Raw genomic sequence first — 12,822 nt, 5'->3', positions numbered from 1 at the left:
TTAGAAGCTGAAGTCGCCGATGTTGTCCTTGTCGAAGACGAAGGGCTCTCCGAGGAGGACGGTGCCGTCGGCGCCGACCGTGTACTCGCCGAGCTCGCCTGCGGTGAAGGTGTCGCCTTCAGCGCCGGTGATGTCGCCGGCGATGAGTGCCTGGGCTGCGAAGGCCGACAGGTAGCCGAGGTCTTCCGGGTTCCAGAGGGCGAACGAGGTGACGGTGCCGTCCTCGACGAACTCGCGCATCTGGTTCGGCGTGCCGAGACCGGTCACCGCGACCTTGCCCTTGAAGTCGGACGTCTGGATGTAGCGTGCTGCAGCCGCGATGCCGACCGTCGTGGGCGAGACGATGCCCTTGAGGTTGGGGTGCGTCTGGAGGAGAGCTGCGGTCTTGTCGAACGAAGTCTGGTCGTCGTCGTCGCCGTAGACGGTCTCGACGATGGTGATGTCGGGGTACTCGGTGCCGACGTACTCTTCCATCTTCTCGATCCAGGCGTTCTGGTTCGTGGCGTTGGCCGTTGCGGAGAGGATGGCGATCTCGCCGGATCCGCCGATCTGCTCGGCGATGAGGTCGATCTGGGCCTTGGCGATGCCGTCGGCGTCGGCCTGGTTGATGAAGAGGTCGCGGCACTCCGGGTTGGTGTCGGAGTCGAAGGTGACGACCTTCGTGCCGGCGTCGCGGGCCTCGTTGAGGGCGTCGCAGATGGCTTCGGGGTCGTTGGCGGCGATGACGATGCCGCCGACGCCCTGCTGCGTGAGGGTGTTGATGTAGCTGACCTGCGCGTCGGGGGTTGCCTCCGACGGGCCGACCTCGGCGAAGGTGCCGCCGAACTCGGTGGCAGCGGCCTGGCCGCCGACGCTGGACGCCTCGAAGTACGGGTTTCCGAGGTTCTTGGGGAGGAAGGTGACGGTGAGGTTGCCGGTGTCTCCGCCGCCTGCTGCGGTGTCGTCGCCGCCGGTGGTGCATCCAGTGAGCACGAGTGCTGCACTCACTGCGAGTGCGCCAGCTGCGCTCAGCCGCTTCGTTGCGAGCTTCATGGGGTTTCCCTTCGGGTACTGAGCCGCTCGGTGTTCCGGGCGACGGTTGGGGTGTTGCGTGTGTGGGTGGATGTGAGCTTCAGGTCGTGGGGCCGCTCAGGCCTTCGGAACTGTCCCGCTGGTCTTGCCGACCAGCGGTTTCTCTACCCTGGGCCGCTTGCGGCGGATCCTGGGCAGGAGGCTTGCTCCGACGACGGAGGCGATGAGGAGTACTCCGGTGATGATGTTGATGACGTCGGAGGTGACGTTGGCGAGGCGCAGGGCGCTCGCGAGGACGCCGATGAGGAGGACGGCTGCGACGACTCCGAAGAGCTTGCCGCGTCCGCCGAAGACGGAGACGCCGCCGAGCACGACCGCCGCGATGACCTGCAGCTCCAGGCCGGTCGCGTTGTCGCCTCGCGCTGAGCCGTAGCGCAGCGTGAAGTAGATGCCGGCGAGGGCCGCGAGGGCGCCGGAGAGCACGAACAGGATGAACTTCGTGCGGCCGACGGGGACGCCCGAGAAGTGGGCGGCTTCCTTGGAGAGGCCGATCGCGTAGACCCCGCGTCCGAAGGGCGTGTAGTGCAGCACGATGATGAAGATCGCGAGCAGGATGAGGAACGGGATCATGATGGCGGGCAGGGGCGTGCCCACGATCTTGGCCTTCGCGATGTCGGTCCAGAACTCGGGGAACGACGTGACCGCCGCGGTGCCGAGGACGCCGACCGCGATGCCGCGGAAGAGGGCGAGCGTACCGATGGTGACGGCGAGCGATGGCAGGCCGACCTTGGTGACGAGGAAGCCGTTGAACGCTCCGCCGATGACGCCGACGATGATCGCGGCGAGGGCTGCGACCTCGAACGGGAGGCCCGCCTGGTAGAGGGCGCCGGTGGTGACGCTGGAGAGTCCGACCATGGAGCCGACCGACAGGTCGATCTCGCCGGTGATCATGATGAGCGTCATCGGGAGGGCGATGATGAGCACCGCGGCGACGTCCATGAGCAGGTAGGTGATGGTGATGGGCTGCGAGAAGCCCTTCACCGCGGCCATGGAGACGACGCACACCACGACGAGGAGGGCGACGATCGCCATCTCTCGGGTGAACAGCATCCGCCGCCAGGCTGGCTGCGAGTAGTTCTCGATGGTGCGCTGCGTGGCAGCGGACGACGTTGGGGTCGTGAGAGCGGTCATGATTCCTCCCTCGCTTCGACGAGCTTGCGGGATTGGCGGATGGCGAGGACGCGGTCGAGCACGATCGCGGCGAGGATGAGCACACCGACGACGGCGCGCTGCCAGAAGTCCGGGATGCCGACGAGCGGGAGCACGCGGTTGATGGTCATGAGGAGCATCGCGCCGATGGCTGCACCCCAGAGCGTTCCGACGCCACCTGTGATGGCGACGCCGCCGATGACGGCAGCGCCCACGGCATCCAGTTCCCAACCGGCTCCGGCTTGGGAGCTGACGGTGCCGTAGCGGGCCACGTAGAACACTCCGGCGAGGCCGGCGAGCGCGCCGGAGAGCACGAACGCGGTGAGCACGCGGCGCACGTCGGGGAGGCCGTAGAGCTTCGCGGCGTCGGGGTCGGAGCCGATGGCGTAGAACTCGCGGCCTGGGCGGGTGTTCTTCATAACCCAGGCTGCGATGGCGAGCACGATTACGGCGACGATCGTGAGGATCGGGATCGTGAGGATCTGACCGGTGCCGAGCCCGAGGAAGTCGCGGGGCATGTCGCTTGCATTGATGCGGCTCGATCCAGCCCACATGACGTTGATGCCGCGGTAGGCGTAGAGCGTGCCGAGCGTGATCACCATGGCGGGGACTCGCACGTAGGCGACGAGCGCGCCGTTGACGAAGCCGAGGATCGCGCCGAACAGCACGGCCGCGATGACGACGACGGGGATCGGGATGCCCGGGAAGTCGATGAAGAGGCGGCCCGTGAGGAAGGCGGTGAGGCCGATCACGGAGCCGACGGACAGGTCGACGTTTCGGGTGATGAGCACGATGGCCTGGCCGACTGCGACGAGCAGCAGGATGGACGGCGTCAGGAAGAGGTCGCGCCAGCCGTCGGGGCTGAACAGGAAGTTCGGGTTGGCGACGGTCGCGACGATGAGGACGATCGCGAGGGCGAGGAGGATGCCGAGCTCGCGCGCCTTGCCGAAGTTGCCGAAGCGGAGGGCCTTCTTGGGCGGCATGGGTGCGCCGGCGGTGGGGTGCGGCCCCTGGGTGGTGGTCGTGGTCATCAGAGCACCACCGTCACTGCGCCGGTCGCGGCGCGCATGACGCTCTCGCTGGTGGCCTGGCTGCGATCGATTTCCTGGGCGATGCGGCCTTCGTGCATGACGAGCACGCGGTCGGCCATGCCGAGGACTTCTGGGAGCTCCGAGGAGATCATGAGGATTCCCATCCCGGTGCCCGCGAGCTGGGAGAGCAGGCGGTGCACTTCTGACTTGGTGCCGACGTCGATGCCTCGCGTCGGCTCATCGATGATGAGCAGCTTGGGGTTCGTCGCGAGCCACTTGGCGATGACGACCTTCTGCTGGTTGCCGCCGGAGAGGGTGCCGGCGATCGTGTCGAGCGCCTGCGCCTTCACCTCGAGCTTCGTTGCCCATTCGCGGGCGTCGTCGTTCTGCTTGCGGCCGCTGATGACGCCGAGCTTGGTGAGCTGGTTCAGGATGACGCTCGTGATGTTCTCGCCGACTCCGGAGTCGACGACGAGGCCCTGCTTGCGGCGGTCTTCGGGGATGAGCGCGAGGCCAGCCTGCATGGCGGCGACGGGTGAGCCCGGCTTGACGGTCTTGCCGTCGACGGTGACGCGGCCCGACTTATACTTGTCGACGCCGAAGACGGCGCGGGCGACCTCGCTGCGGCCGGCGCCGACGAGGCCGGCGAGGCCGACGATCTCGCCGGAGCGGACCGTGAAGTTGATGTCGTGGAAGATGCCGGGGCTCTCGAGGTCCTCGACGACGAGGACGGGTTCGCCGATGACGGCGTCCTGCTTCGGGAACAGCTCGGTGACCTCGCGGCCGACCATCTGCTGCACGAGCGCATCCACCGTCGTCTCGCTAATGAGGTTCGTGGCGATGTAGCTGCCGTCGCGCATGACGGTGACCTTGTCACAGAGCGCGAAGACCTCGTCGAAGCGGTGGGAGATGAACATGAGGCCTCGGCCTTCATCGCGCAGGCTACGCGCGATGGCGAAGAGGCGGTCGACCTCGACGCCGGAGAGGGCGGCGGTCGGCTCATCCATGATGAGGACTCTCGCGTTGAGCGAGACGGCCTTGGCGATCTCGATGACCTGCTGGTCGGCGATGGAGAGACCCTCGGCCGGGCGGTCGGGGTCGATGTTGACGCCGAGTCTGGCGAACAGCGCCTTCGCCTCATCGCGCATCGCTGCGCGGTTGATGCGGCCGAAGCGGTTCGTGGGCTGGCGGCCCATGAAGATGTTCTCGGTGACCGAGAGGTCAGGGAAGAGCGTGGGCTCCTGGTAGATGACCGCGACGCCCGCGGCCTTCGACTGGGCCGTGGATGTGAAGTTGACGTCTTCGCCGCCGAGCTGGAAGGTGCCGGCGTCGCGCTGGTAGAGGCCAGCGACGATCTTGACGAGCGTGGACTTGCCGGCGCCGTTCTCACCCACGAGTGCGTGGATGGAACCGGACTCGACGGCGATCGTGCCGGATCGGAGTGCGACGACGGATCCGAATGACTTCTGCACATCGCGCAGCTCGAGTACGACTTGCGAACTCGTCACGGTGGCTCCGTTCTCTTCGTTGAGTATTGCGGGGTGTTGAGGGAGGTGCTCTGGATTGAGCGTTGTGATCCGCTTGGCGTTCACCGACTTTGTGAATCGTTTCAAGCGACTGGATGTGACACTACGCGACGCTCGCAGAAAACGTCAAGCGGGGGATGCGGACTTGTTACACGGGAGCGTCACGCGCCACCGGGGCTCGGGACCAGCGCGCCCTCCAACCCCAGGAATGCCCGCTCGATCGCCGAGTGGGCACTCTCGCGCGAACCGGCGTTCGTCGCCCACCACGAGAGAGCCTCCGCCATCGTCGCCTGGACGGCCGCGCTCGCCGCCCGCACGACCAGGTCGTCCGGACCGAGGCCCAGCCTGCGCGCCAGGAACGCTGCCGTCTCCGCTCGCCACCCCGAGTACGCATCGGGGCGGGACGACAGCTCGGGCGGCATGGCCGCGATGGCGCGGAGCCGGAGACGCGCGGTCGGCTCATCTTCCGCCTCGAGGTCGAACACCCTGCCGACCGCGACCGCGAGCGCCTGCAGCACCGGCAGCTCGGGATCCACCGTGTCGAGTTCGCGCCTCAACGCCTCGTGCCCGCCTTCCGCGCCCTGCCAGACGATGTCGGCCTTGGACGGGAAGTGGCGGTGCAACGTGCGCACGCTGATGCCGGCCTCCGCGGCGAGCTGCGCCATCGTGACGTGCCCGTATCCGTCGCGGAGGATGATCTGCAGCATCTGACTGCGGAGCTGGCCGTGATCCGCGGACGCGGGACGACCGGGCCGTCGTGTCTCACTCATAGCCACATTGTTCCTCCTTGCCGACGTCGGAGTATTGACATACTCTGCCAATACTCGCTCAGAACTCAACGTGGAGGTCTCATGCCGTACCCGTTCCCCGACGTCTCGACAGCGCCCATCACCGACCTCATCTCGCTGAGAGGGCGCCGCGCAGTCGTCACCGGTGGAGCACAGGGTCTCGGCCGCGCCATCTGCGAACGGCTCGCCGAGGCCGGCGCCGATCTGCTCATCCTCGACCTCGACCGCGGAGGCGCCGAGGCCGCAGCCGAGCAGATCGCGACGCAGCACAAGACACGAGCCATCGCCACTGCGGCCGACGTGAGCCGAACCGAGTCCATCGCCGCCGCCGCCGACCTCGCCGCAGAGCAGCTGGGCGGGATCGACATCTGGGTCAACAACGCGGGCATCTTCCCGAACGCGCCCGTGCTCGACATGCCAGACGAGATGTGGGACCAGGTGTTCGCGGTGAATACCCGCGGCGCCTTCCTCGGCTCGCGTGAAGCCGCGAGGCACATGAGCCAGGGCGGTTCGGGCGGCGTGATCGTGAACATCATCTCCACGGCTGGATTCAAGGTCGGCTTCCCCGGCATGGCCGCCTACGCGAGCTCCAAGCACGCCGCCAACGGCCTCACGAAGTCACTCGCACTCGACCTCGCGCCGATGGGGATCCGCGTGCTCGGGGTCGCCCCGAGCTACGTGCCGACCGAGGGGAACATCGCCGCAGCCGCAGCCGGGATGGAAGCCGCGAAGGCCGCAGGCGTGGAGCTGCCGGACCTCGACGTCATGAACCAGAGCCTGATCGGCCGCACCGGCACTCCGGACGACATCGCGCGCGTCGTGCTCTTCGCCGCGAGTGACCTGTCGGTGGTCATGACCGGCAGCACGCTGCTCGCCGACGCCGGGGAGACGATCTGATGTCCACGCCGAGTGTCCTGATCTTCCTCGCCAGCGACGACAGCCGTTGGATCACCGGCCAGAACTTCAGCGCCGACGGCGGGGCTGTCATCCAGGCCTGAGCCCGTCACCCCCGCTCCCCCGAGCAGTCGAGGGAGCGGGGGTTTCCGACCTTTACATGAATCGTTTCACAGGCGAATCGAACCCACACATCCTGCCTCGCGCAGGGAAAGGAACACCCGTGCCCCAACCAACTCGAGGCCACCAGCGCCGCACCGTCGCGCTCGCGACGGCAGCGACCTTCTCGGTCCTCCTCACTCCGCTGCTCGCCGCCCCGGCGACTGCCGAGCCGATCACTCCCCCGGCGACGACACCCGTCATCGACGCCGCCGCGTTCGCGGATCCACCCGCATCCGTCCGACCGATGTTCCGGTGGTGGATGCCGCTTGCGTACACCGAGGACAGCGTGCTGCGCGAGCAGCTCGACCAGATCGCCGCCTCCGGAGCCGGCGGCGTCGAGGTCGCGCCGTTCATCGTCGCCGGCGAGGGCAATCAGAGCAACGCGTTCCTGGCCGAATACGGCTGGGGCACACCCGCATGGGCCCACAAGATGGAGGTCATCACCGAGAAGGCCGCCGAGCTGGGCCTCATCGTCGACCAGAACCTCGGGCCGCACTACCCGCCGACCGTTCCCACTCTGAACAGCTTCAACCAACCGGAAGCAGAGCAGCAGCTCATCTTCGGCTGGTCAGCTCACGCGCCGGGTGAGACGATCGCCGGCGCCCTGCCGGCGCCCCTGACGACGCCACCCTCGGTCGCGACGAAGCTCGCCGAGGCGGCGACCGCGGGTCAGACGAGCCTGACCGTCTCGAGTCTCGGCGGCTTCGCGATCGGCGACGTCGTGACGCTCGGGGCGGATGGATCAGCTGAGAAGGTCAGCGTCACGGCCGTCGGCGACCGCCTCGGCACGACCGGAACACTGACCGTGACCCCGATCTCGGCCGATCACGCGGCCGACGCGCCCCTCGTGAACGTCGCAGAGACCACTCGCCTCCGCACGGTGATCGCGCAGTGCGAAGCCGACTGCGCACCCGGCAGCGAGGGCCCCGCCGCGCTTGTGCCCGGCACCATCCTCGACGTGACCAACAAGGTCGTCGACGGGCAGCTCGACTACACGTTCCCGACCGACGGCACCCGCTGGGCCGTCATCGACTTCCAGCAGACCGCATCCGGCCTCGTCGGGCAGCGCGGCGGCTACACGGCGACGCAGCCCAACTACGTCGTCGATCACCTCGGCAGAGGCGGCGTCGACATCCAGGCCGACTTCTGGGACGAGAACATCCTCACCGACGCAGTCAAGACGAACCTCGACAAGGTCGGCGGCGGCGCCATCTTCGAGGACTCCCTCGAACTCGGCGAATCCCAGAAATGGACCTGGAGCTTCCTCGAGCAGTTCGAGGAGCGCCGCGGCTACGACGCGACCGAAGTCCTCCCCGCCCTGGCCGGCATCGGCATCCAGGGGGCGCACGAGGCGGCGTTCGAGATCGGCGACATCGGCGACAAGGCCCGCGAGGACTACCGCGAGACGATCAGCGACCTGTTCGTCGACGAGTACGTGACACCCATGCAGTCGTGGGCGCAGACGCACGGCCTCGACTTCCGCGTGCAGGCGTACGGGCTCCCCACCTCGACGTCGCACGCCTCCTCCGCAGCCGGCATCCCAGAGGGCGAGTCGCTGAACTTCGGCAGCCCCAACCCGCTCGGAGCTGAGCAGAACTACCGCGCCGTCAGCGGGGGCGCGCACCTCGCAGGCAAGGACGTCGTCTCGGTCGAGTGCTGCGCCGTGTTCTTCGGCGGCTACCGCTCCGGCATGGCCGGACCCAACATCGGCGGGCAGTTCTCGGACAGCGGCGAGGGCTCGGTCCTCGGCGGCAAGTACTCGCAGGGCCTGCTCGACAGCGTGTACAAGAGCTACGCGGGAGGCGTGAACCAGCTCGTGTGGCACGGCTTCGCGTACCCGGATGCCCCCACCGGGGTCGGGATAGCGGGTCGCGATGGCGGCACCTGGCCCGGCTACCAGCCGTGGGACATCTTCGGCGCGCTCAACGTGAACGACGTCTTCGGACCCCGCCAGGCCAACTGGGAGGACATGACGGGTGTCAACGATGCCCTCGCCCGCACCCAGTTCGTGCTGCGCGAAGGCCAGGCGAAGCTCGACCTGGGCGTCTACTACGAGGATCTCGGCCTCAAGGGCTCGTCGGTGAGCGGCCAGCAGGCTGAGCAGCACATGCTCGGCACCGACTCCGCGACCTCGTCGGCCGGGTACACCTACGACTACTTCGCACCCCAGTTCCTCGCAGAAGAGGGCCTGGCACCGGATGCGGACGGCGGCCTGTTCGGCGACCGCTCCGGGTACAAGGCGGTCGTCCTCAACGACCAGCGCACGATCTCCCTCGATGGGGCACGCTCGCTGCGGGACCTCGCGAAGCAGGGCCTGCGGGTCTACGTCGTCGGGCAGGCGCCGAGCGAGCTGACCGGGGCTGAGCCTGGCGCCGAGGAGCTGGCGACCGTCGTCGCGGAGCTCCTCGCGCAGCCCAGCGTCACGCAGCTCGCAACCGAGGCGGAGCTGCCCTCGGCTCTCGGCGGCGACTCGATCACGCCCGCCGCGACCCCGAGCGGTCAGGGCTCGGCGCTCGGCCTCGTGCGGCGCGCAGCCGACGGCGTCACGTACGACTTCGTGTACAACCGATCCGGCGAGGCAGTCCAGCAGACGCTGACCCTCGCAGGCACCGGCCGCCCCTACCAGCTGGACCCGTGGTCCGGCGAGGTGAGGCCGGTCGGCGAGTTCACGCAGGACGGTGACAGCGTCACGGTCTCCATCGACGTCGCCGCTCACGACACCGCCATCTTCGCGCTCGTCGACGAGAAGCAGCCGGGCACGCATGCGGTCGCGAGCGACGCGCAGGTGCTCGCAGCTGCGGCGGACGGCAGCGTCTCCGTGCGCTCGACCGGTGACGGCACGTTCCGCACGGAGTTCAGCGACGGCACGTCCACGACGACCGAGGTCAGCGGACTGGCACCGGCTCAGGGGCTGACCGCCTGGTCGCTGGCCGCTCAGACGTGGGGCCCGGGGCCGGACTCCACCGGCATGACGGCGTCCAAGACGCTCAAGACCGACCAGCAGGCCATCGAGATCACCGCAGACGCTGACGGAAAGCTGCCGTCCTGGCTCGAGATCTCCGGTGATGTCGACCTGAGCAGCGCGTCCGGACTCGGCACCTACAGCACCACGGTCACCCTGCCCGACACCTGGAAGGAAACGGACGGCGCCTACCTCGGACTCGGGGATGTGCTCGACACCGCCCAGGTCTGGGTGAATGGCGAGCAGGTCACGGTGAACCAGGCCGACAGATCGCGCATCGATCTCGGACACCACCTCGAGCCCGGTGACAACTCGGTCGTCGTGCGCGTCGCCACCACCATGTTCAACGCCGTCAAGGCGACCGGCGACTCGAACTACCAGACCGCAGAGAACCAGCGCACCGGACTCATGGGTCCCATCACGCTGACCCCCTACCGCGACACGGTCGCGCTCGCCGCGCCCGAGCCGACCGTGAGCCCCGAGCCGACGGGCGAGCCCACGCCGCAGCCGACCTCAACGGGCGGGACGGGCACGACCGCGCCGACAGCCGGCCCCGGCAACGGCGGCTCTGACACTGGCGGACAGGACGGCGACCTCGCCACGACGGGCGTCGACGGCAGTCTCGCCGGCTTCCTCGCGCTCCTCGGGGTCGTCCTCGCGGGCACAGGGACGGCGTTCCTCATCAAGAAGCGCCGCGGACGCGCGAGCATCGAGTAGTCCAGAGCAGAACCGGGCGCGGCCCCTGCATGCACGAACGTGTGGATGCAGGGGCCGCGTTGGTCAGACTCCAGCCTCCTCAGGCATGCCCGGTCCGCGTCCTGCCGCAGGTCGAAGATGGCCGCGCGCACGTCGTTCAGACGCCGAGATGAACGATTGCGGCGGAACCATCCGCTGCCACAGGTTTCCTTCGGAGAAGCGACCGCTTCCGTCGCTGCCGCTCCAAGAACGCGTCGAGCACTCGCACCGGGCCACCAGCCACCCAACCACGCGGGTCGAGCGAGGACGATTGCGCACGCGAAGGCTGGCGCGATCAAGACAAGGGAAATGACCTCCACGGCGCACCGGAGACAACCTGGCACACCGGCGCCGCGGCCGCACAAAAAGACGCAGAAGCACGGCCCACATGCCAGGCAACAGAACAGGGCGGTGGCGAGCATGCACTACCGGGACCCTGGTGGCAACGCACGTGAAGCCACGTTTAGCCCAGGAGGAACTGAATCCTCAGTGCTTATTCGTGGTCAACCCTCGTGGACTCCGGCACCAGAAACGATCGATTCCGGGCCGATCGCAGGAAGCTGTTTTGTGGCGCGTTCGCAGGGAGCCGCTGCATCGTGCCGATGAGCGGCTACTACGAGTGGGAAGAAGTGGAAGACGGCAAGCAGCCGTACTTCATCTCCTCCCGCGCAACCGTGCTGGCCGCAGCAGGGCTGCAAGCCGCGTATAAGGACGAGAACGACGAGTGGCGCTCAACGTTCACGATCATCACCCGCCAAGCCAAGGACGCCTCCGGTGAGATCCACGACCGCATGCCCATGTTCCTCGAACCGGAGATGTTCGACCTGTGGACCAGCGCCGAGAATATCGAGCACAAGGACGCCATGCTGCACGAGCTCGACGAGACGTCGGCGGCCGTGGCCGTGGCCGCGACGATCACCACGCACCCGGTTTCTCAAGCCGTGAACAACGTCCGCAAGCTTGACCGCACCGATGCCAGCCTCATCGAACCTGTCACGCTCTAGCGGAGACCGAGGCGACGTCGTGAGCGAGGCGGTGCGGGTCTACACGACCGGTGAGCGCTGCGTGCGGTGAGCTCACCAAGAAGGCCATGGCCGCCAGAGGGATCGAGTTCGTCGAGGTCGACGACACCCTGGACGAGAATGCTGCCGCCCACGCATACATCACTAATGAGCTCGGGTACACCGAAGCGCCCGTCGTGGTCGTCGATGACGAGGACCACTGGTCTGGGTTCCGTCCCGATCACATCGACAGGGTGGCTACCCTCCTCTAATGGCGCTCGTCATTCCGGGCCTGACTGTCGGTGGCAGCTGCGAGACTGCCTCCACGGCTGAGCAGCAGACCCGCATCGTGACCCTCGACCTCACAGGCAGCGACCGGTACGCGATCCTGGTCAACGCGCTCCAGGACTACGCGAATGACGCTCTCGACAAGGCGCAGCGAGAAGACAGCACCACTGCGGAACGCGATCACTTCCAGAGCGTCGCCGCGACCGCGACCGAGCTCATCGACGAGTTGGGCCAGGCACCGGTCAATTCGCCATCCACGCACCCGGCTGCAGCTGGTTGTAGCTGTCGGTGAGGTAATTGCGTCGATCCGCCAGGTATCGGTGACCGTCGACGAACACGGCTGCGCTTTCCAGGCCCGTCGCGGGCAGCTCGCGCAGCGAGTTCGGATAGCAAGGCGGCACCTTCTCCCACAGCAGCCATGAGAGACCGTCAACGGGGCGCGTCGCGAGCGGCACCCACTGAATCTCCTTGACGAAGGGTCGTCCCTTGATGCCCACGTAGTGGATGCGCCCGCAGCGCAAGGTGAGCGCTGCCAGAGCGTAGGCAGTGGGCACGAGTTCAGCGGATGGCACGTCGGAGCCAGGATCGAACGAAGGGAACACGGCGCGCATGCTCCCGCCGACCACCGACACGCAGCGAGGCCAGAAGCGCTGAGATAGACGAATCCCGCACGTGACCGCGCGAGCACTCGTTGTGCAGATGAACGAAGGATCGCGCCGCCGGCGAGCGCACCTGCACAGTCGCCTCGCGGTGCTCGTCAACCTGTGCGAGACGGTCTCTGCGCGCTCATCTGCAGTGACCTCGACGTGGGACAGGACCCCCGAGGCCACCGCCAGTCGATCCGTGAAGTCGCTCGCAAGGCGCAGCAGGTCACCGCACCGCGTCCCCGTCGCTCGACGAGGCGTTTGCAACGCTCTCCCGTCGACTGGCGGACGAACGGTCCCCAGCCGTGGAGAGCCCTGAGATCGCCCAGGCACGCCAGGACCAAGCGCCAGGGATGCTGCCGCCCTCCCAACCCGTCCGGCGCGTAATTATCCAGCGTTCCCGAAATGTCCACTCCTTCACCGTCGGGCCGATGAAAGATTCCTGGCTCATCGCGTTTGAGAGTGTAGAGAGGGCCTGAATCCTCCGGTCTCGAGGAGTGATCTTGCGATGTAGTGGGTCAGGTTCCGGAAGCCGAGCGCGATACCGCGGAGGTGCTCGAGGCGCCCGTTA

The 12,822-nt window shown here is 67.6% G+C and carries 11 protein-coding genes; 5 read left to right on the top strand and 6 right to left on the bottom strand.

Features of this window, described 5'->3' with window-relative positions; translation table 11 throughout:
• The 5 genes from rhaS to ABVF28_RS13985 all read right to left on the bottom strand — a co-directional run bounded on the left by rhaS (position 1) and on the right by ABVF28_RS13985 (position 5,547).
• Positions 1–1,032: a rhamnose ABC transporter substrate-binding protein gene (gene rhaS / locus ABVF28_RS14005; RefSeq protein ID WP_104310157.1), complete on the bottom strand. Its 1,032-nt coding sequence runs from the start codon at positions 1,030–1,032 to the stop codon at positions 1–3.
• Between the two features lie 96 nt (positions 1,033–1,128).
• Positions 1,129–2,202: an ABC transporter permease gene (locus ABVF28_RS14000; RefSeq protein ID WP_371030944.1), complete on the bottom strand. Its 1,074-nt coding sequence runs from the start codon at positions 2,200–2,202 to the stop codon at positions 1,129–1,131.
• Positions 2,199–3,251, bottom strand: coding sequence for an ABC transporter permease (locus ABVF28_RS13995; protein ID WP_371030943.1), 1,053 nt, complete (start codon positions 3,249–3,251; stop codon positions 2,199–2,201). The genes ABVF28_RS14000 and ABVF28_RS13995 overlap by 4 nt, the downstream gene beginning before the upstream one ends.
• A complete protein-coding gene (locus ABVF28_RS13990; protein WP_104310154.1) occupies positions 3,251–4,759 on the bottom strand; it encodes a sugar ABC transporter ATP-binding protein in 1,509 nt (502 codons plus the stop codon). The genes ABVF28_RS13995 and ABVF28_RS13990 overlap by 1 nt, the downstream gene beginning before the upstream one ends.
• A 179-nt stretch (positions 4,760–4,938) precedes the next feature.
• On the bottom strand, positions 4,939–5,547 hold the full coding sequence (locus ABVF28_RS13985) for a TetR/AcrR family transcriptional regulator (protein WP_371030942.1): 609 nt from the start codon (positions 5,545–5,547) through the stop codon (positions 4,939–4,941).
• Between the two features lie 81 nt (positions 5,548–5,628).
• On the opposite strand from ABVF28_RS13985, the gene ABVF28_RS13980 reads away from it, so the two are divergent.
• From ABVF28_RS13980 to ABVF28_RS13960, 5 genes are all read left to right on the top strand, one after another.
• Positions 5,629–6,462 carry an SDR family NAD(P)-dependent oxidoreductase gene (locus tag ABVF28_RS13980; protein WP_371030941.1) on the top strand — a complete coding sequence of 278 codons (834 nt, stop codon included), beginning with the start codon at positions 5,629–5,631 and terminating at the stop codon, positions 6,460–6,462.
• A gap of 220 nt (positions 6,463–6,682) precedes the next feature.
• Positions 6,683–10,300 carry a glycosyl hydrolase gene (locus tag ABVF28_RS13975; RefSeq protein WP_371030940.1) on the top strand — a complete coding sequence of 1,206 codons (3,618 nt, stop codon included), beginning with the start codon at positions 6,683–6,685 and terminating at the stop codon, positions 10,298–10,300.
• Between the two features lie 530 nt (positions 10,301–10,830).
• Complete coding sequence (locus ABVF28_RS13970; protein ID WP_371030939.1) at positions 10,831–11,322, top strand: SOS response-associated peptidase; 492 nt, start codon at positions 10,831–10,833, stop codon at positions 11,320–11,322.
• Positions 11,323–11,372: 50 nt separating this feature from the next.
• The gene (locus tag ABVF28_RS13965) at positions 11,373–11,591 is read left to right on the top strand and encodes a glutaredoxin family protein (protein WP_371030938.1); all 219 of its coding nucleotides are present in this window, start codon (positions 11,373–11,375) and stop codon (positions 11,589–11,591) included.
• A complete protein-coding gene (locus tag ABVF28_RS13960; protein ID WP_371030937.1) occupies positions 11,591–11,899 on the top strand; it encodes a hypothetical protein in 309 nt (102 codons plus the stop codon). The genes ABVF28_RS13965 and ABVF28_RS13960 overlap by 1 nt, the downstream gene beginning before the upstream one ends.
• Here ABVF28_RS13960 and ABVF28_RS13955 read toward each other — a convergent pair.
• Positions 11,850–12,209 (bottom strand): hypothetical protein, encoded by a 360-nt coding sequence (locus ABVF28_RS13955; protein WP_371030936.1) that lies wholly within the window; start codon positions 12,207–12,209, stop codon positions 11,850–11,852. The two genes, ABVF28_RS13960 and ABVF28_RS13955, sit on opposite strands and share 50 nt — an antisense overlap.
• Between the last annotated feature and the right edge of the window lie 613 nt (positions 12,210–12,822).

This window comes from Pseudoclavibacter sp. JSM 162008 (genome assembly GCF_041366455.1).
Lineage (GTDB): Bacteria > Actinomycetota > Actinomycetes > Actinomycetales > Microbacteriaceae > Pseudoclavibacter.
Note: the sequence above shows the minus strand (reverse complement) of the source record. Positions and strands in the feature narration are given on the sequence as shown.